Annotated in this window: 23 protein-coding genes and 1 pseudogene; 16 read left to right on the top strand and 8 right to left on the bottom strand. The window is 40.2% G+C overall.

Translation table 11 applies throughout. The annotated features are described in order from the left end of the window. Window positions 1-78: 78 nt before the first annotated feature. From FQT24_RS06660 to FQT24_RS06645, 4 genes and pseudogenes are all read left to right on the top strand, one after another. Window positions 79-1,394, top strand: a pseudogene (locus tag FQT24_RS06660) (ISL3 family transposase). Between the two features lie 261 nt (window positions 1,395-1,655). After that, window positions 1,656-2,234 carry a DUF4230 domain-containing protein gene (locus tag FQT24_RS06655; protein ID WP_050492332.1) on the top strand — a complete coding sequence of 193 codons (579 nt, stop codon included), beginning with the start codon at window positions 1,656-1,658 and terminating at the stop codon, window positions 2,232-2,234. 166 nt (window positions 2,235-2,400) lie between these two features. After that, window positions 2,401-2,646: a hypothetical protein gene (locus FQT24_RS06650; RefSeq protein ID WP_004238875.1), complete on the top strand. Its 246-nt coding sequence runs from the start codon at window positions 2,401-2,403 to the stop codon at window positions 2,644-2,646. 341 nt (window positions 2,647-2,987) lie between these two features. Next, window positions 2,988-3,407 (top strand): leucine-rich repeat domain-containing protein, encoded by a 420-nt coding sequence (locus FQT24_RS06645; protein WP_223339927.1) that lies wholly within the window; start codon window positions 2,988-2,990, stop codon window positions 3,405-3,407. Between the two features lie 234 nt (window positions 3,408-3,641). Here FQT24_RS06645 and FQT24_RS06640 read toward each other — a convergent pair whose 3' ends face one another. From FQT24_RS06640 to FQT24_RS06620, 5 genes are all read right to left on the bottom strand, one after another. After that, window positions 3,642-4,553: a PTS system mannose/fructose/sorbose family transporter subunit IID gene (locus FQT24_RS06640; protein ID WP_000136858.1), complete on the bottom strand. Its 912-nt coding sequence runs from the start codon at window positions 4,551-4,553 to the stop codon at window positions 3,642-3,644. A gap of 14 nt (window positions 4,554-4,567) precedes the next feature. Next, window positions 4,568-5,380 (bottom strand): PTS mannose/fructose/sorbose transporter subunit IIC, encoded by an 813-nt coding sequence (locus FQT24_RS06635; RefSeq protein ID WP_001280330.1) that lies wholly within the window; start codon window positions 5,378-5,380, stop codon window positions 4,568-4,570. A gap of 74 nt (window positions 5,381-5,454) precedes the next feature. Then, complete coding sequence (locus FQT24_RS06630) at window positions 5,455-6,444, bottom strand: PTS sugar transporter subunit IIB (protein WP_033683014.1); 990 nt, start codon at window positions 6,442-6,444, stop codon at window positions 5,455-5,457. A 234-nt stretch (window positions 6,445-6,678) separates the two neighbouring features. Next, window positions 6,679-7,698 carry an alcohol dehydrogenase AdhP gene (gene adhP / locus FQT24_RS06625; RefSeq protein ID WP_000649185.1) on the bottom strand — a complete coding sequence of 340 codons (1,020 nt, stop codon included), beginning with the start codon at window positions 7,696-7,698 and terminating at the stop codon, window positions 6,679-6,681. Window positions 7,699-7,922: 224 nt separating this feature from the next. Continuing rightward, the gene (locus tag FQT24_RS06620; RefSeq protein ID WP_143952531.1) at window positions 7,923-8,735 is read right to left on the bottom strand and encodes a Cof-type HAD-IIB family hydrolase; all 813 of its coding nucleotides are present in this window, start codon (window positions 8,733-8,735) and stop codon (window positions 7,923-7,925) included. Between the two features lie 189 nt (window positions 8,736-8,924). Here FQT24_RS06620 and FQT24_RS06615 point away from each other — a divergent pair, with 189 nt between their 5' ends. The 6 genes from FQT24_RS06615 (at window position 8,925) to folK (ending at window position 14,938) form a co-directional block, all read left to right on the top strand. Further along, window positions 8,925-10,343 (top strand): NCS2 family permease, encoded by a 1,419-nt coding sequence (locus FQT24_RS06615; protein ID WP_143952530.1) that lies wholly within the window; start codon window positions 8,925-8,927, stop codon window positions 10,341-10,343. Window positions 10,344-10,447: 104 nt separating this feature from the next. Beyond that, entirely contained in the window at window positions 10,448-11,155 is a 708-nt protein-coding gene (locus FQT24_RS06610; RefSeq protein ID WP_143952529.1) for a CPBP family intramembrane glutamic endopeptidase, read from the top strand. Between the two features lie 93 nt (window positions 11,156-11,248). Then, entirely contained in the window at window positions 11,249-12,223 is a 975-nt protein-coding gene (folP, locus tag FQT24_RS06605; RefSeq protein ID WP_185952553.1) for a dihydropteroate synthase, read from the top strand. Window position 12,224: 1 nt separating this feature from the next. Beyond that, a complete protein-coding gene (locus FQT24_RS06600) occupies window positions 12,225-13,547 on the top strand; it encodes a bifunctional folylpolyglutamate synthase/dihydrofolate synthase (protein WP_143952528.1) in 1,323 nt (440 codons plus the stop codon). Further along, window positions 13,528-14,082 (top strand): GTP cyclohydrolase I FolE, encoded by a 555-nt coding sequence (gene folE / locus FQT24_RS06595; protein ID WP_000380917.1) that lies wholly within the window; start codon window positions 13,528-13,530, stop codon window positions 14,080-14,082. The genes FQT24_RS06600 and folE overlap by 20 nt, the downstream gene beginning before the upstream one ends. A gap of 43 nt (window positions 14,083-14,125) precedes the next feature. Then, on the top strand, window positions 14,126-14,938 hold the full coding sequence (gene folK, locus FQT24_RS06590) for a 2-amino-4-hydroxy-6-hydroxymethyldihydropteridine diphosphokinase (protein WP_143952527.1): 813 nt from the start codon (window positions 14,126-14,128) through the stop codon (window positions 14,936-14,938). 45 nt (window positions 14,939-14,983) lie between these two features. Here the strand turns inward: folK and FQT24_RS06585 are convergent, their stop codons facing one another. Continuing rightward, window positions 14,984-15,301, bottom strand: a complete 318-nt coding sequence (locus FQT24_RS06585) for a DUF960 domain-containing protein (RefSeq protein WP_033681210.1) — start codon at window positions 15,299-15,301, stop codon at window positions 14,984-14,986. Window positions 15,302-15,539: 238 nt separating this feature from the next. Between FQT24_RS06585 and ccpA the strand changes: the two genes are divergently transcribed. Next, on the top strand, window positions 15,540-16,550 hold the full coding sequence (gene ccpA, locus FQT24_RS06580; RefSeq protein ID WP_001090628.1) for a catabolite control protein A: 1,011 nt from the start codon (window positions 15,540-15,542) through the stop codon (window positions 16,548-16,550). A gap of 51 nt (window positions 16,551-16,601) precedes the next feature. Here ccpA and FQT24_RS06575 read toward each other — a convergent pair whose 3' ends face one another. Next, the gene (locus tag FQT24_RS06575) at window positions 16,602-17,564 is read right to left on the bottom strand and encodes an asparaginase (protein WP_143952526.1); all 963 of its coding nucleotides are present in this window, start codon (window positions 17,562-17,564) and stop codon (window positions 16,602-16,604) included. Window positions 17,565-17,629: 65 nt separating this feature from the next. Here FQT24_RS06575 and FQT24_RS06570 point away from each other — a divergent pair, with 65 nt between their 5' ends. Next, window positions 17,630-19,018, top strand: a complete 1,389-nt coding sequence (locus FQT24_RS06570) for a Cof-type HAD-IIB family hydrolase (RefSeq protein ID WP_143952525.1) — start codon at window positions 17,630-17,632, stop codon at window positions 19,016-19,018. 35 nt (window positions 19,019-19,053) lie between these two features. Here the strand turns inward: FQT24_RS06570 and FQT24_RS06565 are convergent, their stop codons facing one another. Beyond that, complete coding sequence (locus FQT24_RS06565; RefSeq protein WP_000079148.1) at window positions 19,054-19,506, bottom strand: universal stress protein; 453 nt, start codon at window positions 19,504-19,506, stop codon at window positions 19,054-19,056. A gap of 161 nt (window positions 19,507-19,667) precedes the next feature. On the opposite strand from FQT24_RS06565, the gene FQT24_RS06560 reads away from it, so the two are divergent. From FQT24_RS06560 to FQT24_RS06545, 4 genes are all read left to right on the top strand, one after another. After that, window positions 19,668-19,961: a hypothetical protein gene (locus FQT24_RS06560; protein WP_185695985.1), complete on the top strand. Its 294-nt coding sequence runs from the start codon at window positions 19,668-19,670 to the stop codon at window positions 19,959-19,961. Window positions 19,962-20,117: 156 nt separating this feature from the next. Then, the gene (locus tag FQT24_RS06555; RefSeq protein WP_000666455.1) at window positions 20,118-21,332 is read left to right on the top strand and encodes a pyridoxal phosphate-dependent aminotransferase; all 1,215 of its coding nucleotides are present in this window, start codon (window positions 20,118-20,120) and stop codon (window positions 21,330-21,332) included. Window positions 21,333-21,476: 144 nt separating this feature from the next. Next, window positions 21,477-21,611 (top strand): 50S ribosomal protein L34, encoded by a 135-nt coding sequence (gene rpmH / locus FQT24_RS06550; RefSeq protein WP_000831905.1) that lies wholly within the window; start codon window positions 21,477-21,479, stop codon window positions 21,609-21,611. A gap of 137 nt (window positions 21,612-21,748) precedes the next feature. Further along, entirely contained in the window at window positions 21,749-23,713 is a 1,965-nt protein-coding gene (locus FQT24_RS06545) for a peptide ABC transporter substrate-binding protein (RefSeq protein WP_143952524.1), read from the top strand. Window positions 23,714-23,781 lie beyond the last annotated feature (68 nt).

Genomic DNA, 23,781 nt, shown 5'->3' with positions numbered 1-23,781 from the left:
CTATTTTAGTGTATACAAAAAGGCCAACATCCATTATATTAAAAGCGCTGAAACCTAAAACAAAAGAATGATGACCATATGAACAATATACTAGAAGCTACACTACAAATCAAAGATAAAAACATTATTTGGGATAATAATGTTCAAGAGAAGATATTAAAAAATAGAAAATCTTTATTTTATTCAGCTACATATACGCATAAACCAGAATTTTGTGCCGTTTGTGGGTGCGTTAGCCAAAATAACAATATAGTTAAAAACGGGACGAAAACTTCTCGTATCACTCTCTGTTCTGTTTCAGGCCTTCCAGCCTACTTAAATCTACGAAATCAGAGATTTCTCTGTAGAGAATGTGGTTCTTCATTTACTGCAGATACTAGTCGAATTGTAGAAAAATACTGTCATATCTCGAAACGATTAAAAAATGAAATTAAGACAAAAATAAGTGAAACAGTATCTGAAACATATATTGCCAAAGAAACAAATGTTTCAATTCATACCGTTAGACGTATCATATATGATACAGCACGATTATTAACGATTAAACCATTACATGATTTACCTGAGCATTTGTGTTTTGATGAATTTAAATCTGTTAAATCTTCCGATTGCAATATGAGCTTCATTATTTTTGATAGCACTACACACAAGTTGGTCGATGTTGTACGAGATAGAAAATCTTACAGTTTGAAACAATATTTTTATCGTTTTGAGCCTAAGACTAGATTAAAGGTGAAAACTATCTCCATCGATATGTACTTGCCATACATTCAATTAATAAAAGAAATGTTTCCTAACGCAAAAATTATCATTGATCCTTTTCACATTGTACAAGCCTTGAATAGAGAATTAAATAGAACTCGGGTACGTATCATGAATCAGCATCGTTATAAAAATCCTAAATTATATCGAAAGTTAAAATATTATTGGAAGTTAATTTTAAAGAACTCTAATGAACTTCAGAACTATAAATATAATCGTTATAAGCTTTTTGAAAGCTTCATAACAAGTAAAGGAATCGTAGATTATATCTTAGAAAAAATCCATCTCTTAAAAATGATTATGAGGTTGTATATTCACTTCGTGAATGTATACAGGATAGAGATTATATAGAATTCAAGGAAACGATTGAAGCAGCTACGCAATTAGACCTATCTCCTGGTTTAAAAAGAGTTTTAAAGACTCTTATGACTTACTTGCCATATATTCAAAATACTTGTGAGTATCCAACTAGAACAAATGGCCCTATTGAAGGAATAAACAATAAAATAAAAGCGCTTAAAAGAAATGCCTACGGCTTTAGAAACTATTACCATTTTAGAAATAGGATTATTTTAATAACAAAAATGTTTGGCCCAAAACAAAAAGGAATTAAGCAACAATTAGTTGTTTAATCCCTTCCTAAATTTCTTCATCAACACTATTTGACAAAGAGCCCTTTTTTAGTGCTCAAAATAGCACTCAATTTTAAATGGATTTGGTGTTCAAAAAATATAATCAAATGCAACAAACTAATTTCATTTTTAATAGGCACAATTAATTTTAGAAGATAGTACGAAAAAATATTGACTATTTTCTTTAGAAAGTGTAAAATTTAGATAGATTATTTAAAATGAGGTTTTTTTATCTTGTCTATATTAAAGAAGAAAGTTAATATGTTTAGTGTACTATTGAATGTGGTATTAATAGCTATTATAGCTATTGGAGTGCTATTTTTCTTACCTAAGGAACATAAATCAGAAGTCAAATCGTCAATTAATATCGAAAGTATTGAAAAAGTGAATGAAGTTGTATTTTTGAATGCGGGAATTAATGAAATTATTTCTGAAACAAAAACAACTCAAGTTTTTGGGTTTGATGTGCCGTTCTCTAAAAAAGCAGCATTAGTAATTTTAAATTATAAAGCTAAATTTGGAATTAAAAGTAGTGTAAAGGTTGAACAAATAAGCGAAAAAGAATATAAGGTTATTGTTCCAAAATTGGAAGTAATTGGTGTTGAACTTTCAAAAGATAATCCTTATGATTTATATGATAGTCATGGAGAGTTATTAAGTGGAACTACAGAAGATATTGATACTGGGAAATTGGTCGCTAACCAACTTTCTAGTGATAGACAAGCAGAGTATTTAGATAAATTTAAGAGTGAAATTAAAGAATCTGCAATCAATTATTATAAAACAATATTTTCTTCAATGGATTCTGAAGTAAAAGTAACTATAGAATTTACAGAATAATTTTTGAAATACAAACCCCTGGCCATCTCTGGTCAGGGTTTTGTGTGGTTCTATAATTTTTAGGGTTGATGGAAATTTTCCACCAACCCTATTTTAGTGTATACAAAAAGGCCAACATCCATTATATTAAAAGCGCTGAAACCTAAAACAAAAGAATGATGACCATATGAACAATATACTAGAAGCTACACTACAAATCAAAGATGCACACAATGAAGGTGTTACATTCCATTTTTTAGAGAATATTAAAGAAGTATTGCGTGATGAGAGTGGGAAAGTAACTGGTGTAAAGGTTATTACAATGGAACTTGGTGAATCAGATGAAAGTGGAAGAAGATCAACGCATGAAGTGGCAGGTAGTGAACATATTATTCCATGTGACCTTGTCGTTGCAGCAATTGAACAAAAGTAGACTTTAGTGTTCTAGATGAAAGGTAAAAATTTGACTTTCGGTCAACATCAGAATACAATAGAAATGAACTAATAACAGGGGATGCATATTTAGGTCCTCAATCTATCGCAACCGCAATTAAAGGCGGGTGAGAAGTTGCGACAGAAGTACATGAGTCGTTTAAAGAAAACACATAAATAACTTGTGGTGCCTTTCGTTTTTTTACTGGTGGGAAAATTAAGGAACTATAGTTATAAATCCTTGAAGATATTAATATATTAACATGCGTATATTTATGGGAAGAAGGTTATGTCATCTATAGTTGTACTTCTGACGATAAGGTTGTTCGTGTACCAAAGGAAATTAAAGGTAAACCTGTTATCGCAATTGGAGAACGTGGTCTTGCGAACTTGAAACATTGTGAGGCAATCGTTTTACCAGATACAGTACGATATATTGGAAAAGGTGCGTTTACGATTGACAATAAGTTAAAGTATGTCCACTTTGGTAAGTCAATAGAAACAGTAGAAGATGATGTTTTCAACTCTGATAGTTCATTAGAATCAGTTGTATTCCCAGAAGGAACAAAGAGTATTGGAACATTAGTATTTTGGGGGACATCATCAATTAAATCTATTACAATTCCAGCAAGTGTAACAGAAATTACAGAATACTTCTATTTTGTGGATAACTGTAACCCAGATGTAGAAATCCATACACCTAAGGGATCAAAGGCAGAAGAAGTAGCTAAAGCAATGCAACTTAAAGTAGTAAATGACTAAAGGGGAATAGTATGAACAAAAAATTACTATCAGGCTTAGGGACTGACCCCAAAAAGTGAGAATTTAATAAAAACACCCTAGGGCTACCGTCTTCGGTATTCAACCGGAGACAGGTAGTCCAATTTTTGTTGGATTCTTTTTTCATTAGGTTCTTCATCAACACTATTTGACAAAGAGCCAAAAGAATCAGGTGATAAACCTGATTCTTTTTTTGTTTGTACATTCTCACTAAGATTACATGATACCGAAGAAACGAGCTGCGATACCTACTGCAAAGAGTGCAAGGATGATTGAGATTGGTGATACTTTTTTCTTAAGCAACCACATGCAAAGGAAAGTAAGGAGAAGTCCCATCAATCCTGGAATCAATGAATTCAACTGACCTTGAAGGGTTTGTGGTTGAATCTTATCTAGGCTCAATCCACCAAGGGCTTGACCAAGGATACCTTTCAATTCAGCACCTGATACAGGTCCTTCTGGGAAGTTGATGTAGGCACCTTCAGCCAGTTGTTTACCTGGAAGGTTAACAGTAAAGTTAATCGATACCCAACGTTGTACAAGAACGGCAAGAATGAACATACCAAGGATAGAAGCACCTTTAGTGATGTCTTTCAAGATACCACCAGACATGTCTTTAGTGATTTCAGAACCAGCCTTGTAACCAAACTCTTGTGTGTACCATAGGAAGGCCATACGGATAGCATTCCATCCGAAGAAGAAGAGAAGTGGACCAACCAAGTTACCAGATGCAGCAAGTGATGCACCAAGAGCTCCAAGGATAGGACGAACTGTAAACCAGAATACTGGGTCACCGATACCTGCAAGAGGTCCCATCATACCGATTTTAACCCCTTGGATAGCAGCATCATCAATTTCAACACCGTTTGCACGTTCTTCTTCAAGTGCAAGAGTAACCCCCATGATTGGAGCAGCTACGTATGGGTGTGTGTTGAAGAACTCAAGGTGACGCTCAAGAGCAGCAGCTTGGTCTTCTTTAGTAGTGTACAATTTTTTGATAGCTGGGATCAATGAGTAAGCCCAACCCAAGTTTTGCATACGCTCGTAGTTCCAAGAACCTTGAAGGAATTGTGAACGCCACCAAACTTTTTTACGATCTGATTTTGATAATTGAAGTTTTTCAGTCATGATTGTTCCCCTTTCTAGTAGTCTTCTAGGATATCACCGATTGGGTCGTTAGAAGTCGCAGCTCCGCCGCCACCGTTACCACCTTGTTTTGAAAGGTTAAGGTAGATGAAGGCAAGGGCAACACCGACTACACCAAGGGCAATCAAAGTCAATTGAGAAATCGCAGCAAGTGCAAAACCGATTGCGAAGAATGGCCATACTTCACGAGTTGCCATCATGTTGATAACCATAGCGTAACCAACGGCAACGACCATAGCACCACCGACAGCCATACCACCGTTCAACCATTCTGGCATCAATTTAAGAGCATCTTGAACGGCAGAAGCTGGGATAGCGATAAGGAAGGCTGCAGGGATAGCAATACGAAGACCTTGAAGAAGAAGTGCGATAAAGTGAGCACGTTCAACAGCTGCAATATTTCCTTCTTTAGCAGCAGCATCTGCAGTGTGAACCAAACCAACTGAGATTGTACGAACAATCATAGTCAAGAAAAGTCCAGCTACGGCAAGAGGGATAGCTGTTGCTGTTGCAACGGCGATACCTTCAGTAGTAAAGTTACCACCTTTGATCAAGATGATTGCTGCGGCAACAGATGCAAGAGCAGCGTCAGGAGCTACGGCAGCTCCGATGTTTGCCCAACCAAGGGCAATCATTTGAAGTGATCCACCAAGCATAACCCCTGCTTCGAGGTTACCAGTTGCAAGTCCGATAAGGGTACATGCGACGATTGGTTGATGGAATTGGAATTGGTCGAGGATACCTTCAAGACCTGCAAGGAAGGCAACAACTACAACCAAGACAGCAGAAATAATTGAAATATCTGACATGGTTTTATTCCTTTTCTATTTAATGATAATAAAGTGAAAAATTTTCTTAGAATTCTTCTATAGTTTGATATTTGTTATTGAACGTTGGCTTTGCTAATCAAGTCAAACAAATCTTTTTTAGTGTCGTTTGGTACTTTACGTACGTCAAATTCAACACCGAGGTCACGCATTTTTTCAAATGTAGCAACGTCATCTTTGTCCATAGACAAAACGTTGTTGACCATTGTTTTACCTGTTGAGTGAGCCATTGATCCTACGTTAAGGGTCTTGATTGGCACGCCACCTTCGATTGCACGAAGGGCATCTTGAGGTGTTTCAAACAAGATAAGGGCATGTGTTTCTCCAAAGCGTGGGTCTTTTGAAACCTCAATCAATTTTTGAATTGGAACCACATTGGCTCTGACATTATTTGGAGCTGCTTGTTTAATCAATTCTTTACGAAGATCGTCGTTGGCAACGTTATCTGAAGCAACGATAATACGGTCTGCTTTTGAATCTGGAGTCCAAGCAGTTGCAACCTGACCGTGAAGGAGACGAGTGTCAAGACGGGCAAGGTTAATCTTGAGTTTTCCATCTCCGATAACAGTTCCTTCTGGGATAGCAGCTTGGGCAACTGGAGCAGCTGCAGCACTTGCAACTTCTTCAGCTGGATTGAGCTCTTCTGGAAGAGCTTTGATGCCATCTTTGGCTTCTTTAATGATATTCGCAGCAACTTTTTCTACACCTGCAGCAGCGTCCATCAGGCGCTCTGTATAGGCTTGAATCAACATCGGTAAGTTAAGTCCTGTGATGATGGCAAACTTACGCTCAGGATTTTCTCCCATCACGCGACTAGCTTGGTTAAATGGAGATCCACTCCAAAGGTCAGCCAAAACTAGAACCTCATCTTCTGCGTCAAATGCAGCAACAGCGTTATTAAACTTAGCGTATAAATCATCAGGACCTTCATTTGGCATAAAGGTTACAACTTGAACCTTTTCTTGTTCACCAAAGATCATAGATCCTGACTGATGAATACCCGCAGCAAATTCGCCGTGGCTCGCAATAATGATTCCGATACTCATTATTGTCATTCCTCCTTTTTTGTTTTAGTTTTCGTTTAAGAAAACTTTAAGACTTTTTAAGTATAAACCGTTTTCATCTAAAAATCAACTATTTATCATAAAATAATTAAAAAGATTACATCTGAAAATATTGATATATTGAGTTTTAGAGAAGTTTTTTTGAATCCTTATTTAAAAATTTAATATAAAAAAGTTGGAAGCGTATTCCAACTTTTAAAATAGGTTTTTATTAGATTAGTGGGTGAAATCGAGTACCATACGTCCTTGGATTTGACCTTTTTCCATTTCGTCGAAAATGGCTACGGCATCTTCTATTGGACGTTTTTGAACAACTGGAACTACCAAACCTTCTGCACCGAATTGGAAGGCTTCTTCCAAGTCTTTACGAGTTCCAACAAGAGAACCAATAACTTGGATTCCATCTAGAACCGTTTTCACGATGCTGAGTTCCATCATTTCAGAAGGAAGACCAACAGCGACTACGCGACCACCGGCACGAACTGAGTCAACAGCCTGGTTGAAGGCAACTTTAGACACAGCAGTTACGACAGCTGAATGAGCTCCACCATCAGTTTTTTCCTTTATGAGTCCAGGGACATCTTCAACTTCGAGTCCGTTAATCACAATGTCAGCGCCAACTTCTTTTGCAAGAGCAAGTTTGTCGTTATTGATATCAACTGCGATGACATGAGCGTTGAAAACTTTTTTAGCATATTGAACTGCGAGGTTACCAAGTCCACCAGCACCGTAAAGAACAACCCATTGGCCTGGTTCAACTTTGGCTTCTTTAATCGCTTTATAGGTTGTTACACCAGCACATGTGATAGAAGAAGCTTGGGCTGGATCAAGTCCGTCAGGAACTTTGACAGCATAGTCTGCAGTTACGATACACTGTTCAGCCATACCACCGTCTACTGAGTAACCAGCATTTTTTACTGTACGGCAAAGGGTTTCGCGACCAGTTGTACAGTATTCGCAAGTACCACATCCTTCAAAGAACCAAGCAACGCTGACGCGGTCACCGACTTTAAGACTTTTAACATCTGGTGCAATTTCTTTAACGATACCAACACCTTCATGTCCTAGGACACGTCCTGGTACCTGACCGAAGTCACCATGGGCAACGTGGAGGTCAGTGTGGCAAACACCACAGTATTCAATTTCTACAAGTGCTTCCCCAGTTTCAAGTGGACGGAGTACTTTTTCTTCAACAGCAACACCAGTGCTTTCTGGATTTACAACAACAGCTTTCATAGCTATCCTCCTTGATATTGGCCGAGAACAGGGACAACAGGACTGGATTGATTTTGTGTCAACAGAGTCGAGTGTGACGAGCTCTCTTGTATTTATATGTGAATTATATCACAAAAGAAAGCCTTTTCCAAGGTTTTGGAGGCAAAAAGTAGAACAATCGATTAACTGGTTGATGAGACTGTGAAAAGAACACAAAGACCAGCTCGCAAGCTGGTCAGAATGGACTATAAGAATAAATCTTGCAGGGTTTTGGCAACCCCGTCTTGGTCGTTGGTCAGAGAAATTTGCTCATCCGCATAAGGGAGTAGCTCTGGATTGGCATTTTTCATGGCATAACCTTTCCCAGCAAAAGCGAGCATTTCGGTATCGTTGTGTTCATCTCCAAAGGCAATCAAATCCTTTTTATCGCGGTTCATTACCTTGAGCAAGTAGTCCAAAGCAAAGGCCTTATTGACACCTTTGGGTGTACACTCAAGGATATTGAGCGGACCTCCCCAGGTATTGATAGACAGTTGATGCTGGTAGAAGGCGTTCATTTCTTTTGCCAAGGCATATTTGTCACTGGCTCTGGTTTGCAGCAGAATACAGTTAGGATCCTTGGTTACCAACTCAGGCTGGAATTGATCTTCAGGGTGGAAAGCTTCTACGCCAAATAGTTTGGGATTGGCAATTTCTTTATTAAGATTTGTAATGTAGAATTTTTTACGGTATTCTCCAGCGATAAAATCGGCTTGAATGTCCTCTGAACGTTGAACCATGTCTAGCAGATATTTTTTGTCTACCGTCAAACACTTTTCAAAATCCCAAACTTGGTCTGGTAAATGAGTAAGGGAGCCGTTGAAATTAATCATAGGAGTGTTTAAGCCTAGTTCACGGTAAAAATCTTTTGACATGCGGTAAGGACGCCCTGTCGTAATAATAACTTGATGGCCTTTTTCAGTAACTTTTTTTATGGTTTTTTTGGTAAAGTCAGAAATTTGACTGTCTGAGTTGAGCAGGGTTCCATCCAGGTCAACTGCAATAATTTTTTTCGTCATAGGGACCTTTCTAGTGTCTTTTCAGATAAGATGTCTTCTATTATAACAGAAAGTAGGCAGAAAAGCAGATTTGAAACAAAAAAAGAAATTTCATCAAATTCTTAAATAAATCAAACAAAGATATTGAAAAAGTGAATGATAAATGATATAATTCTATTATTGTTCGTAAAAATTAAAAGGAGATTGATAATGGACAAATTATTTAAACTAAAAGAGAACGGTACAGACGTTCGTACAGAGGTTCTCGCTGGTTTAACAACTTTCTTTGCAATGAGCTATATTCTCTTTGTAAACCCACAAATTCTTTCGCAAACAGGAATGCCTGCTCAGGGTGTATTCCTCGCAACGATTATCGGTGCAGTTGCTGGTACCCTGATGATGGCCTTCTATGCCAACTTGCCATATGCTCAAGCACCAGGTATGGGACTCAATGCCTTCTTTACCTTTACAGTTGTATTTGGACTCGGGTATTCTTGGCAAGAAGCCCTAGCTATGGTCTTCATTTGTGGAATTATCTCATTGATTATTACCTTGACAAATGTTCGTAAAATGATCATTGAATCGATTCCAAACGCCCTTCGCTCAGCAATTTCAGCTGGTATCGGTGTCTTTCTTGCCTACGTAGGGATTAAGAATGCTGGGCTTTTGAAATTCTCTATCGATCCAGGGAACTACACGGTTGCAGGAGAAGGAGCTGACAAGGCTCAAGCAGCGATTACAGCAAACTCTTCAGCAGTTCCAGGCCTGGTCAGCTTTAATAATCCAGCTGTTTTGGTGGCTCTTGCAGGACTTGCCATTACTATCTTCTTTGTTATCAAAGGAATTAAAGGGGGAATTATCCTCTCTATCTTGACAACAACTGTTCTTGCTATTGCAGTTGGTTTGGTAGATTTGTCTAGTATCGATTTTGCTAACAACCATGTTGGTGCAGCCTTTGAAGACTTGAAGACAGTCTTTGGTGCAGCTCTTGGTTCAGAAGGTTTGGGAGCTTTGATTTCAGATACAGCTCGCTTACCTGAAACTCTGATGGCCATTCTTGCCTTCTCATTGACAGATATTTTTGACACGATTGGTACCTTGATTGGTACAGGTGAAAAAGTTGGTATCGTAGCGACAAATGGTGAAAATCACCAATCAGCTAAGTTGGATAAGGCTCTTTACTCTGACTTGATTGGTACTTCAATTGGTGCCATCGCTGGTACTTCGAACGTAACGACTTATGTCGAGTCTGCTGCTGGTATTGGTGCAGGTGGACGTACAGGTTTGACAGCCTTGGTTGTGGCAATCTGTTTTGCAATCTCAAGCTTCTTTAGCCCACTTCTAGCTATCGTACCAACAGCTGCTACAGCTCCAATCTTGATTATCGTTGGGATTATGATGTTGGCTAGCTTGAAAAATATCCATTGGGACGATATGTCTGAAGCGGTTCCTGCTTTCTTCACATCTATCTTTATGGGATTCAGCTACTCTATCACTCAAGGGATTGCAGTTGGTTTCTTGACTTACACTTTGACTAAGCTTGTCAAAGGTCAAGCTAAAGATGTTCATGTCATGATTTGGATTTTGGATGCCTTGTTTATCCTTAACTACATCAGCATGGCACTATAAATGCTATAATATAAAAAGGGGTTTTCCCCTTTTTATATTATAGTTACTTGAAAATTGCTTCAAACTAGGTAGGTGATTTTGATTGAATGGTAGGAGTATGATTGATGATAAGAAAGAATATTTGGGGTGAAGTATTAAACAGGGGGAAGTGGTTAATAATCTTTCTAGTAGGGCTTTTGTTTTCTCAGTTTCCTTTAGCCCTAGCAACTTTTCTAACTAGCAGAAAATTTCCACTGCTTCAAACGGGACTATTAGTAGGGGCCTTATCTCTTGTGGTTTTAACTGTATTTATAATAGGTGCTAGGAAAACACAGTTGGCTAGTTTTGGTTTATCGTTTTTCAAGGCTAAGGATTTGGCTAGATTGGCCTTAAGCTATCTAGTGATTCTTGCCTTTAATATTCTTGGTGTGGTCTTACTGCATTTGATGAATGAAACAACAACCAGCAATCAATCAAATATTAATGATTTGGTCCAGAATAGTTCCTTAATTTCCAGTTTTTTCTTACTGGTTCTAATAGCTCCTATTTGTGAGGAGATTTTATGTCGAGGAGTGATTCCTAAAAAACTCTTTCGTGGTAAAGAAAATGTGGGTTATATAGTCGGTGCTATTATCTTTGCCTTGCTTCATTTACCGACAAATCTACCTTCTCTTCTTATCTATGGAGGAATGTCAACTGTGCTAACTTGGACAGTTTATAAAACCCAACGTTTGGAAATGTCTATCTTACTTCACATGATTGTTAATGGAGTTTTTTTCTGTTTGTTGGCTCTCGTGGTGATTTTGAGTCGGATATTAGGGATTTCTGTTTAAGATTTTTGACAATTGCTTACTTGTTTCTACTGGGAAAAAGATGAATGCAATCGTGTCCATCTTTTTCTTTTTATGGTAAAATAGAGAAATAATATGGTGAAAAGCCTTGAGGGAGTGACCGATATGTCAAGTAAAGCCAATCATGCAAAGACAGCTATTTGCGGAATTATCAATGTAACCCCAGATTCCTTTTCGGATGGTGGTCAATTTTTTGCTCTTGAGCAGGCACTCCAGCAGGCTCGTAAATTGATAGCAGAAGGGGCTAGTATGCTAGATATCGGCGGAGAATCAACTCGGCCGGGAAGTAGCTATGTTGAGATAGAAGAGGAAATCCAGCGTGTTGTTCCAGTGATTAAAGCGATTCGCAAGGAAAGTGATGTTCTCATCTCTATTGATACTTGGAAGAGTCAAGTAGCAGAAGCTGCTTTGGCTGCTGGTGCCAATCTAGTCAATGATATCACTGGTCTTATGGGTGATGAGAAAATGGCCTATGAGGTTGCTAAGGCTGGTGCGAAAGTAGTCATTATGTTTAATCCAGTCATGGCACGACCTCAGCACCCTAGCTCGCTCATCTTCCCTCATTTTGGCTTTGGTCAAGCTTTTACAGAAAAAGAGTTAGCTGACTTTGAAAAATTGCCAATCGAAGACTTGATAGAGGCTTTCTTTGAACGAGCACTAGCGAGAGCAGAGGAAGCTGGTATTGCACCAGAAAATATCCTGTTGGATCCAGGAATTGGCTTTGGTCTTACCAAGAAAGAAAATCTGCTTCTTTTACGGGATCTGGATAAACTACATCAGAAAGGTTATCCAGTCTTTCTCGGAGTGTCGCGCAAGCGGTTTGTCATCAATATCCTTGAAGAAAGTGGTTTTGAAGTCAATCCTGAGACAGAACTTGGTTTCCGCAATCGAGATACGGCTTCTGCTCATGTAACCAGTATCGCTGCGAGACAGGGTGTGGAAGTGGTACGAGTGCATGACGTAGCTAGTCACAGGATGGCGGTTGAAATTGCCTCCGCTATTCGTCTGGCTGATGAAGCGGAAAATCTAGATTTAAAACAATATAAATAAGATGAAAGAAATTGAAAATAATCAGTGGATTGCTAACTACCGGACGGACCAACCGCATTTTGGCTTGGAACGCATGGTGGAACTGTTAGCTTTGCGTGGCAATCCCCATCTCAAACTCAAGGTCATCCATATCGGAGGGACCAATGGCAAGGGGTCTACCATTGCTTTTTTGAAAAATATGCTAGAAAAGATGGGGCTGATAGTTGGTGTTTTCAGCTCGCCCTATCTCATTCATTACACAGATCAGATTAGCATCAATGGGGAATCTATCCCAGAAGCGAGACTAGAAGCTCTCATGGTGGACTATCAGTCTTTGCTTGAGGGGGAGAAGGGCCTTGCTTTACAAGGAACGACCGAATTTGAGATTATCACAGCCATAGCCTATGACTACTTTGCTTCAGAGCAAGTAGATGTGGCCATCATGGAAGTCGGCATGGGTGGACTTTTAGATAGTACCAATGTCTGTCAGCCTATTTTGACAGGAATTACGACTATTGGATTGGACCATGTAGCCCTACTTGGTGACACCTTGGAAGCCATAGCAGAGCAGAAAGCTGGTATTATCAAACAAGGTATTCCCTTGGTGACAGGTCGTATCGCTCCAGAAGCTTTGGCTGTGATTGACCGCATTGCGGAAGGGAAAGATGCACCGAGATTTGCCTACGGGACAGATTATCAGGTTCGTCACCAAGAGAGTGTGGTGACAGGCGAAGTCTTTGACTATACCAGAGCTGTCAGACAAGGTCGCTTCCAGACTGGCCTGCTTGGTTTGCACCAGATAGAGAATGCTGGGATGGCCATAGCTTTACTTGATACTTTTTGTAAAGAAGATGGTCGAGAGTTACCAGCTAATACTTTGCTTGCTCAAGCACTGGAAGAAACAAGATGGCCGGGGCGTTTGGAAATCGTGTTAAGAGATCCCCTGATGATTTTGGATGGAGCCCACAATCCTCATGCTATTAAGGCTTTATTAGCAACCTTGCAAGAACGTTTTGCGGATTATCGTAAGGATATCCTCTTTACTTGCATCAAAACCAAGGCCTTGGAGGATATGTTGGACTTGTTGGAGCAAATCCCAGATACCGAGCTTACTCTGACACATTTTGACGATAGTCGGGCGACTGATGAAAGTGTGCTGAAAGAGGCAGCCAAATCTAGAAATCTCAGCTACCAAGGTTGGCGGGATTTTCTAGAGCAGAAATTGACAGATAAAAAAGAAGAGAAAAAAACGGTTAGGATTGTCACGGGTTCCTTGTATTTCTTGAGCCAAGTGAGGGCCTATCTGATGGAGAGGAAGAACGAAAATGGATACACAAAAGATTGAAGCAGCTGTAAAAATGATTATCGAGGCTGTCGGAGAGGACGCTAACCGTGAGGGCTTGCAGGAAACGCCTGCTCGTGTGGCCCGTATGTACCAAGAGATTTTTTCAGGGCTTGGTCAAACAGCGGAGGAACATTTGTCAAAATCCTTTGAGATTATTGATGATAATATGGTGGTAGAAAAGGATATTTTTTTCCATACCATGTGTGAACACCACTTTCTACCATTTTATGGGAGAGCACATATTGCCTACATTCCAGATGGTCGTGTGGCAGGTTTGTCTAAGTTAGCCCGTACGGTTGAAGTTTATTCTAAAAAGCCACAAATTCAAGAACGTTTGAATATCGAGGTGGCCGATGCCTTGATGGAGTATTTAGGTGCTAAAGGAGCCTTTGTTGTCATTGAGGCGGAACATATGTGTATGAGCATGCGTGGTGTCAGAAAACCAGGCACTGCAACCTTGACAACAGTAGCTCGTGGTCTATTTGAAACAGATAAGGACCTCCGCGATCAGGCTTATCGTTTAATGGGACTATAAAAAAGAATCCGCTTTGTGCGGATTTTTCTAGAAAGGAATCATTATGGATCAACTGCAGATTAAAGATTTGGAAATTTTTGCCTATCATGGTCTTTTTCCTAGTGAAAAAGAATTGGGGCAGAAGTTTGTCGTTTCAGCCATCTTATCCTATGATATGACCAAGGCGGCTACAGACTTGGATTTAACAGCCTCTGTCCATTACGGAGAATTGTGTCAGCAGTGGACGACTTGGTTTCAGGAAAGCACTGAGGATTTGATTGAAACGGTAGCTTATAAACTGGTAGAACGTACTTTTGAGGCCTATCCTCTTGTCCAAGAAATGAAGCTGGAACTCAAAAAACCTTGGGCACCAGTGCATTTGCCGCTAGATACTTGCTCTGTAACCATCCATCGCCGCAAGCAACGGGCCTTTATCGCCCTAGGAAGTAACATGGGAGATAAGCAAGCGAATTTGGAACAAGCCATTGAGAAGATGCGAGCTCGAGGTATCCATATTCTCAAAGAGTCCAGTGTCTTAGCGACGGAGCCTTGGGGTGGAGTGGAGCAGGATAGCTTTGCAAATCAGGTGGTTGAGGTGGAAACCTGGCTACCTGCTCCAGTCTTGCTAGAAACCTTGTTGGCTATTGAGGCGGAGCTAGGACGAGTTAGAGAAGTGCATTGGGGACCTCGTTTGATTGATTTGGACCTGCTCTTTGTGGAGGACCGGGTAATTTATACAGACGACCTTATTTTGCCTCATCCTTACATAGCGGAACGCCTGTTTGTTCTTGAGTCTCTACAAGAAATTGCGCCTCATTTTATCCATCCGACATTAAAGCAACCTATCCGCAACTTGTATGATGCTTTGAAAAAATAGAAAAAACTCTAGTTTTCAGTTACTTGCAACTGAAGGCTAGAGTTTTTAAAATAGGTCATTTTCTTCTGGGAGGAGGATAGTCTCTCTACCATCCATGTCTAAAACCAAGACTCTGGGGGGATAAAGAGGGTCAAAGGGATGGTTAAAATCAAAATCAATGGCTGTAGGGAGGTGTTGACTTGAGAAGTGGAAGGTAATTTTTCCGTGGTTATTGAGCAATTGAAACTCGAGTTCTTCTTCCAATTCAAAGACATTTTTTAAGAAATGGTCGATGATATACCAAAAAGAGTCAATGACATCATCAGGCAAGCTGGTAACAATGCCAAAACTAGCCGACCGCATGTGAGTATTGGTAAAAGCCATATTTTTTCCCCCCTTTCTTTTCCCTTATCATACAGCAAATAGGATTAAAAATCAAGAAAAGGTCATTTTTTCTTCATAAACATAGTTTTCTATGAAATTTTTTTCAAACAATCTTCAAAAAAAGCTTGAAAGTGTTTACAAATAGTGATAAAATGGAATAAGTGGAATCATGAAAACGAAATTTTCATACCGTCTCTTTTTTGGAGTCTCGTGAGGTATGATATAGAAAGGAAATGGAATGAATACAGACGATACAGTAACGATTTATGATGTCGCCCGTGAAGCAGGAGTTTCAATGGCGACGGTTAGCCGTGTAGTCAATGGCAATAAGAATGTAAAAGAGAACACCCGTAAAAAAGTGCTTGAGGTGATTGATCGTTTGGATTACCGTCCAAATGCAGTGGCGCGTGGTCTTGCAAGTAAAAAGACAACCACTGTCGGTGTTGTGATCCCCAATATTACCAATGGTTATTTCTCAACGCTTGCCAAAGGGATTGATGATATCGCTGAAATGTACAAGTACAATATTGTCCTTGCTAATAGTGATGAGGACGATGACAAGGAAGTTTCAGTTGTCAATACCCTGTTTTCTAAGCAAGTGGATGGTATCATCTTTATGGGCTACCACTTGACTGAAAAAATTCGTTCAGAGTTTTCTCGCTCTCGGACACCAGTTGTTCTTGCAGGAACTGTGGATGTAGAACATCAGCTTCCAAGTGTCAATATTGACTACAAACAAGCAACGATTGATGCAGTAACCTACCTTGCTAAAGAAAATGAGCGCATTGCTTTCGTTAGCGGTCCACTAGTGGATGATATCAATGGTAAGGTTCGTTTGGTTGGCTACAAGGAAGCCCTGAAAAAAGCAGGTATTTCTTATAGCGAAGGATTGGTATTTGAATCCAAATACACTTATGAAGACGGTTATGCCTTGGCAGAACGCTTGATTTCATCAAACGCAACTGCAGCAGTTGTAACAGGTGATGAGTTGGCAGCAGGTGTCTTGAACGGCCTTGCTGATAAGGGTGTGTCAGTACCAGAAGAGTTTGAAATCATTACTAGTGATGATTCACAAGTCTCTCGCTTTACCCGTCCAAACTTGACAACTATTGCCCAACCTCTTTATGACCTTGGTGCTATTAGTATGCGTATGTTGACTAAGATTATGCACAAGGAAGAGTTGGAAGAACGTGAAGTTCTCTTACCTCATGGTTTGACAGAACGTCGTTCGACACGAAAACGGAAATAGAAAAAATCAGGGAATCGTGAAGATTTCCTGATTTGTTTTTAGAGAAGAGACTTACCCTTCCATATAGTCTTTCAAAGCTGGCCCTGTTAGTCCGGCATTGAGGGCGATGAGGAGTTTCAAGCGGGCTTTTTGGGCGTTGAGTTCTTTAACAAAGAAAACGCCTGATTTTTGCAACTGTATGCCCCCACCTTGGTAGGCATAAACAGGCTCAGCGATACCGTTAAAGCATCGTGAAACCAGGGCAACTGGGATTCCTCTTTGCAGAAGGCTTTCTAATTTTTGAGCCGTTTCTTTGGGAATATTACCAGCTCCGAAGGCTTGTATAATCAAACCGTCCAATTGTTCCAAATCCAGCATATCAATCAGCTCATCTGTCATACCAGCATAAGCCGAGATGATAGGGACTAAGCCTTGTATGTGATCAAGGTCAAAGCGAACACGAGGTTCAGCTGTTTTGAAGTAGAGGATTTCGTGTTTCATGATGAGGCCAAGGGGGCCGTGGGTAGGAGTCTGGAAGGTACTGACGTTGGTCGTATGTGTTTTGGTAACATACTTGGCAGCGTGGATTTCATCGTTCATAACGACCAAAACTCCTTTGTCAGCAGCCCTGTCATCGCTAGCCACTCGTAAAGCGCTTAGATAATTATAAACACCGTCACTACCGAGCTCGTTGGAGCTGCGCATGGCTCCTGTTAGAACGATAGGCATATGGGGAACTTCCATGGTATCAAGGAAATAGGCTGTTTCCTCTAAAGTATCGGTCCCGTGTGTGATTACCACTCCATCGTAGTTAGCAGCTTCCTCTTTAATTTTCTGGTAGAGGGCTAGCATATGCTTGGGTTTGATATGGGGGCTTGGCAGGTTAAAAAAGTCTAGGGCGTGAACTTGGATTCCTTCAAGAGGATTGGACACATGGTTCATGGGATTATCTGAACTCATCACAACAGCGCCAGAAGTATCGGCCTGCATGGAAATAGTCCCGCCCGTATGTAAAACAAGGATTTTCTTAGGCATGATTTACTCACTCTTTCTGAAATGTGGTATAATCATTGTATCACAAAAGGGGAGATTGGGATAGGATGGAAGTCAAAGCTGTTTTTTTTGATATCGATGGAACCTTGGTCAACGATCGCAAGAGTGTTTTGAAATCCACTAAGGACGCGATTAAAATTGTCAAAGAACAAGGGGTGCTAGTTGGTGTAGCGACAGGGCGAGGACCTTTTTTTGTTAAGGAATTGATGGACGATTTGGATCTGGATTTTGCGGTAACCTATAATGGCCAGTATATCTTTAATAAGGAAAGAGTCCTGTTCACGAGCCCAATTTCCAAGTTACATTTGCGTCATCTCATTACGTATGCTAAAAAAGAGGGCAAGGAGATTGCCCTAGGGACCAAGGATGCCATGCTGGGTTCTAAAATCATGTCCTTTGGTCTAGGTTCTTTTTCTCAACGAATCAGTCGCTTCGTTCCCTCTGTTTTAACTAGGACGGTGAGTCATTCCTTTAATCATATGGTCAGTAAGGTTGTTCCCCAAAAGGAAGAAGACCTGCTTCATCTAATGAATCAGCCTATCTACCAAGTTTTGATGTTGATGACGCCAGAAGAATCTGAGAAGGCAGCAGCTGATTTTGAAGATTTGAAATTGACACGTAGTAATCCATTTGCAGCGGATGTCATCAATCAAGGAAATTCTAAATTGGAAGGTATTCGCAGAGTTGGGAAAGAATATGGCTTTGACCTCAACCAAGTGATGGCCTTTGGTGACTCAGATAACGACCTAGAAATGCTGGCGGGTGTTGGGATGTCGGTCGCTATGGGAAATGGTAGTAGCAGTGTCAAGGAAGTGGCCAAGCACATCACCACTAGCAATCAGCAAGATGGAATCCACAAGGCCCTGGAACATTTTGGTGTTTTGGCCTCAGAAAAAGTCTTTGTCAGCCGTGACTATCATTTCAATAAGGTCAAGACCTTCCACCACATGATGGATGAACGGACCCAAGAAGAACCACGAGCTTGGGATGTAGAAGGTGCAACCCACAGGGCTGGCTTTAAAATAGAAGAATTAGTGGAGTTTGTTCGAGCGGCCAGTCCTTCTGAAGAGGACTTTGGTCAAGCTCTATCGCAACTTCATCAAGCTCTTGATAAGGCAGCAGAGAAAGTAGCCAAGAAGACACCTGCTCAGCAAGATTTGATAGGGCAGGTGGATGCCTTGATTGACACGCTTTACTTTACCTACGGTAGTTTTGTCTTGATGGGGGTGGACCCAGAACGTATTTTTGATATTGTCCATCAGGCCAATATGGGGAAAATTTTCCCAGATGGCAAGGCTCATTTTGATCCAGTGACCCACAAAATTTTAAAACCAGATGATTGGGAAGAAAAATATGCTCCAGAACCTGCTATTAAAAAGGAACTGCAGCGTCAGCTCAAAGCTTATGAACGTCATAAAGAGAGAAATAAATCGTAAAGAAAAAGGAGCTTTGGGCTCCTTTTTCTTTGTGACTATAAAGTTTTTTCTTGTTCTCTCACAACCAGCAAATCAACCTTAGCATGGCGGAGAATGTATTCAGATGAAGAACCGACCAAGAGGCGTTCAAAGGCGTTGAGACCAGTTGCACCAACGAGGATGAGGTCTACTTCCTCTGCATCTGGAATAGTACGTGCTAGTAGGGTCTTTGGATTTCCCATTTCAATGACGATGTGAACATCTGCCACACCAGCATCTTTAGCACGTTTTTCGTACTCTTTCATCAGACTTTCAGCGTCGACTTGGAGTTCTTCGTAAACTTCAGCATCAAAGGTGGATACGCTTTGGAGTGCGCGTGTGTCAATGACATGTGCGATGGTAAGTTTAGCGTCGTTTCGTAGAGCAGAATGAACTCCCTTGACAAAAGCCAAGTCCGCTTCTTTAGAACCATCGATTGCGACCATGATATTTTGGTAACGTTGTGCCATAATGAAACCTCCTGAAATTTTCTTACTATAATTGTAAACCTTTTCACTATAGAAGTAAAGCAAAAAAGATATTTTTTAAAAGAATGTTAGCGCTTAAAATCTATATAAATATATGATAAAATAAAAGAAAGGATAACAGGAAACAAGTGAAGGGAGGGAGAATGATGAAAAACTCTTTTCAAAAATCAAATTTCCTTTATTATGGAATCATCCTAGTTTCAGTCTTGGTAGAAGTTGTCATGATCTGGCAATTAGAGAGACTGATTCCCCTTCTTTATTCAGGTTTTATCGGCTTTTTAGTCTTTCATATACTCTACCATCTGTTCTTATTCCTAGTTGCTAAACGAAGTGGGCATTGGAATTACTTGACGATATGGGGGCTTTTCCTCATGTTCAATCTTCTTTATGACTCCTTTTTAGGCTTGCTTTTTCTAGGTTTATCTTTTGGTATGTGATCTGTCTTTGGCAAAATTCCTGCTATTTCCCCTGTCTTGACCTCGCTTTTAGTGAGGTTTTTCTTCTATACGAATCTAGTAACACATTTCAGCAAACTTGTCGCATTCTCTTTCTAGTGGTATAATGTTACTATCCTGAAGAATTGAGGAAACAAGATGAAAGAATATAACAAGTCTAGTAAGTTAGAGCATGTTGCTTATGATATCCGTGGTCCTGTTTTGGAAGAAGCCATGCGAATGCGAGCAAACGGAGAAAAGATTTTACGTCTGAATACAGGAAATCCAGCAGAATTTGGCTTTACAGCGCCAGACGAGGTCATTCATGACTTGATTATGAATGCGCGTGATAGTGAAGGTTATTCTGACTCCAAAGGGATTTTCTCAGCCCGTAAGGCTATCATGCAGTATTGCCAATTGAAAAAATTTCCAAACGTAGATATTGATGATATCTACCTTGGAAATGGTGTCAGTGAGTTGATTGTCATGTCCATGCAGGGGCTTTTGGACAATGGGGATGAGGTCTTAGTCCCAATGCCAGACTATCCTCTCTGGACAGCGGCTGTCAGTCTAGCTGGAGGAAATGCCGTTCACTATATCTGTGATGAAGCTGCAGAATGGTACCCAGATATTGACGATATCAAGTCAAAAATCACTTCCAATACCAAGGCAATCGTCCTTATCAATCCAAACAACCCAACTGGAGCCCTTTATCCTAAAGAACTCTTGCTGGAGATTATTGAGATTGCCCGTCAAAATGATTTGATTATCTTTGCGGATGAAATTTACGACCGCATGGTAATGGATGGACATGTGCATACGCCTGTGGCTAGCTTGGCACCAGATGTTTTCTGTGTCAGCATGAATGGTCTATCAAAATCCCACCGTATTGCTGGTTTCCGTGTGGGTTGGATGGTCTTGTCTGGACCTAAAACGCACGTCAAGGGCTATATTGAAGGTCTCAATATGCTGTCCAATATGCGCCTTTGCTCTAACGTTTTGGCCCAACAAGTCGTACAAACTTCCTTGGGGGGGCACCAATCAGTTGATGAATTGCTCCTTCCTGGTGGACGAATTTACGAGCAAAGAAATTTCATCTATAATGCCATTCAAGATATTCCAGGTCTCTCTGCGGTTAAACCCAAGGCGGGGCTCTATATCTTCCCTAAAATCGATCGCAATATGTACCGTATCGATGATGATGAGCAGTTTGTCCTTGATTTCTTGAAACAGGAAAAGGTTCTCTTGGTTCATGGTCGAGGCTTTAACTGGCAGGAACCAGACCACTTCCGTATCGTTTATCTTCCTCGTGTTGATGAACTGGCCCAAATCCAAGAAAAGATGACTCGTTTCTTGAAACAGTATCGTAGATAGGGCTTACATTCGAAAAAGCTGGAAACATTTGCCTTGAGCTATTGACAAAAGTGAAAGAATCAGATAGAATAGTAAAGTATGTTTAGTAACTGATCACTTTATAGCCGGCTAAACGAATACAAAATCTATGAGGAGGTATTCATCGTGAAACGTACTTATCAACCAAGTAAACTTCGTCGTGCGCGCAAACACGGATTCCGTAACCGTATGTCAACTAAAAACGGTCGTCGCGTATTGGCAGCTCGTCGTCGTAAAGGACGCAAAGTTTTGGCTGCATAATCCAAACGAACCATAACAAAAATCAGTAGGAACTCGAGTCTACTGATTTTTATTTTTGTAAAAAAAGTTCAAAAGGCTTTATATTTTTGCTCAAATAGTGTATAATATTTCACATACTGTAAAAATGGAGAATAATCATGAAGAAATCAAAAGTTATGCTTTTTGGAGCTATGGCTTTGACAGCAGGTCTAGCTCTAGCGGCATGTGGGTCTTCCCAATCAAGTAATGCAGACAAGACTTACTCTTATATCTTTGTCAGCAACCCAGATACCTTGGATTACATTACCTCTACACGAGATTCTACATCTAGTATCACAACCAACTTGATTGATGGTTTGTTAGAAAATGACCAGTATGGCAATCTCATCCCGTCTATGGCTGAGTCATGGACAGTGTCAAAAGATGGTTTGACTTACACTTATAAAATCCGTCAGGGAGCTAAATGGTATACTTCTGAAGGAGAAGAGTATGCGGATGTAACAGCTCATGACTTTGTGACTGGTCTCAAGTATGCGGCTGATAAAAAGGCTGAAAACTTGTACTTGGTACAAGACTCTATCAAGGGACTAGCAGACTATGTTGAAGGGAAATCATCTGATTTTGCAACTGTTGGTGTTAAGGCGGTGGATGATTACACGCTACAATACACTCTCAACCAACCTGAGAGTTATTGGAACTCTAAAACAACAGCAAGTATTCTTAGTCCTGTAAATGAAGCTTTCTTGAAGTCTAAGGGAGATGACTTTGGAAGTGTGACACCATCAAGTATCTTGTCAAATGGTCCTTACTTGTTTAAGTCCTTCACATCAAAATCTTTGATTGAGTTTGATAAAAACCCTAACTACTGGGATAAGGACAATGTCAAAATCGAGAAAGTGAAACTCTCTTTCTTTGACGGTTCTGACCAAGACAGTATTGCAAGAGGATTCTTGGATGGTAACTATACAGATGGTCGTATTTTCCCAACAAGTTCAGTATTTGCTGAACTCAAGAAGGGGAATGAGGACAAGATTACCTATACACCGCAAAACTCAGTGACTTTCTATTATCTTTTCAACGTTAATCGTCAAAGCTACAAGCAGACTATGAAACAGTCTGATAAGGAAAAGACAGATTCACGCGCAGCTATGCAAAATAAAGATTTCCGTCAGGCTATCAACTTTGCCTTTGACCGTCATGCTTATGCAGCGCAGACAAATGGTGAAGATGGAGCAGACCGTATCTTGCGTAACACGGTTACACCAAGTAACTTTGTCCAAGTTGGTGATAAGAACTTCGGTGATATTGTCAATGAGAAAATTGTCAACTACGGTAAAGATTGGGCGAATATCGACCTAAACGATGGTAAGCAAGCCTTCTTGAATCCTGAAAAGGCCAAAGAGAAGTTTGCGAAGGTCAAAGAAAGTCTGCAAGCTCAGGGAGTAACTTTCCCAATTCATTTGGATATGCCAGTTGACCAGACTGCTAAGTTAGATGTGCAACAGGCTGGTTCTTTCAAGCAAACAGTAGAAGAAACCCTTGGTAAGGAGAATGTGGTCATCGATGTTATCCAACTATCTCCAGATAAAAAAGACCAAGCAACCTACTTTGCAGATACAGCAGAGCAAAAAGACTACGATATTGACATTTCAGGATGGGGTGGAGATTACTCAGATCCTAAGACTTACCTAGATATTCTTGATCCAGAGACAGGTTCTCAGTTGAAAAACATGGGCTTGTCTGAAGGGAAAGATAAGGAAGTTAAGGACAAGATTGGTCTTGCTGACTACAAGAAACTCTTGGATCAGGCAGACGCAGAAATCACAGACACTCAGGCTCGCTATGAAAAATATGCTGAAGCCCAAGCTTGGTTGACAGATAGCGCCCTCTTCCTACCAGTTCAAAGTGGTGGAGCCAATCCAATCTTCCGTAAGACTGTACCGTTTACAGGACCATTCTCATTCGTTGGTCATAAAGGAAATGCGGACAACTACAAATATGTTGAATTGCAAAAAGAGCCAGTAACTGCTAAACAGTACCAAGAACTCTATGAAAAATGGCTAAAAGAAAAAGCTGAGTCAAATAAAAAAGCTCAGGAAGATTTAGCTAACCACATTCAATAATATTCCTAGTCATGCTTTTCATTGAGTATAAGCATAGTGACTGGATTCAGAAAAAGGCCTTACCAGAG

Source organism: Streptococcus mitis (assembly GCF_901542415.1).
Classification (GTDB): domain Bacteria; phylum Bacillota; class Bacilli; order Lactobacillales; family Streptococcaceae; genus Streptococcus; species Streptococcus mitis_BL.
Note: the sequence above shows the minus strand (reverse complement) of the source record. Positions and strands in the feature narration are given on the sequence as shown.

Excerpts from the sequence above, each read along its gene's own strand:
- ccpA (WP_001090628.1), top strand. The coding sequence starts at position 15,540 with ATGAATACAGACGATACAGTAACGATTTATGATGTCGCCCGTGAAGCA.
- FQT24_RS06545 (WP_143952524.1), top strand. The coding sequence starts at position 21,749 with ATGAAGAAATCAAAAGTTATGCTTTTTGGAGCTATGGCTTTGACAGCA.
- adhP (WP_000649185.1), bottom strand. The coding sequence starts at position 7,698 with ATGAAAGCTGTTGTTGTAAATCCAGAAAGCACTGGTGTTGCTGTTGAA.
- FQT24_RS06630 (WP_033683014.1), bottom strand. The coding sequence starts at position 6,444 with ATGAGTATCGGAATCATTATTGCGAGCCACGGCGAATTTGCTGCGGGT.
- folP (WP_185952553.1), top strand. The coding sequence starts at position 11,249 with ATGGTGAAAAGCCTTGAGGGAGTGACCGATATGTCAAGTAAAGCCAAT.
- FQT24_RS06585 (WP_033681210.1), bottom strand. The coding sequence starts at position 15,301 with ATGGCTTTTACCAATACTCACATGCGGTCGGCTAGTTTTGGCATTGTT.
- FQT24_RS06570 (WP_143952525.1), top strand. The coding sequence starts at position 17,630 with ATGGAAGTCAAAGCTGTTTTTTTTGATATCGATGGAACCTTGGTCAAC.
- FQT24_RS06615 (WP_143952530.1), top strand. The coding sequence starts at position 8,925 with ATGGACAAATTATTTAAACTAAAAGAGAACGGTACAGACGTTCGTACA.
- FQT24_RS06565 (WP_000079148.1), bottom strand. The coding sequence starts at position 19,506 with ATGGCACAACGTTACCAAAATATCATGGTCGCAATCGATGGTTCTAAA.
- FQT24_RS06620 (WP_143952531.1), bottom strand. The coding sequence starts at position 8,735 with ATGACGAAAAAAATTATTGCAGTTGACCTGGATGGAACCCTGCTCAAC.
- FQT24_RS06655 (WP_050492332.1), top strand. The coding sequence starts at position 1,656 with ATGTTTAGTGTACTATTGAATGTGGTATTAATAGCTATTATAGCTATT.
- FQT24_RS06560 (WP_185695985.1), top strand. The coding sequence starts at position 19,668 with ATGATGAAAAACTCTTTTCAAAAATCAAATTTCCTTTATTATGGAATC.
- folE (WP_000380917.1), top strand. The coding sequence starts at position 13,528 with ATGGATACACAAAAGATTGAAGCAGCTGTAAAAATGATTATCGAGGCT.
- FQT24_RS06575 (WP_143952526.1), bottom strand. The coding sequence starts at position 17,564 with ATGCCTAAGAAAATCCTTGTTTTACATACGGGCGGGACTATTTCCATG.
- FQT24_RS06635 (WP_001280330.1), bottom strand. The coding sequence starts at position 5,380 with ATGTCAGATATTTCAATTATTTCTGCTGTCTTGGTTGTAGTTGTTGCC.
- folK (WP_143952527.1), top strand. The coding sequence starts at position 14,126 with ATGGATCAACTGCAGATTAAAGATTTGGAAATTTTTGCCTATCATGGT.
- FQT24_RS06555 (WP_000666455.1), top strand. The coding sequence starts at position 20,118 with ATGAAAGAATATAACAAGTCTAGTAAGTTAGAGCATGTTGCTTATGAT.
- FQT24_RS06600 (WP_143952528.1), top strand. The coding sequence starts at position 12,225 with ATGAAAGAAATTGAAAATAATCAGTGGATTGCTAACTACCGGACGGAC.
- FQT24_RS06610 (WP_143952529.1), top strand. The coding sequence starts at position 10,448 with ATGATAAGAAAGAATATTTGGGGTGAAGTATTAAACAGGGGGAAGTGG.
- FQT24_RS06640 (WP_000136858.1), bottom strand. The coding sequence starts at position 4,553 with ATGACTGAAAAACTTCAATTATCAAAATCAGATCGTAAAAAAGTTTGG.
- FQT24_RS06650 (WP_004238875.1), top strand. The coding sequence starts at position 2,401 with ATGAACAATATACTAGAAGCTACACTACAAATCAAAGATGCACACAAT.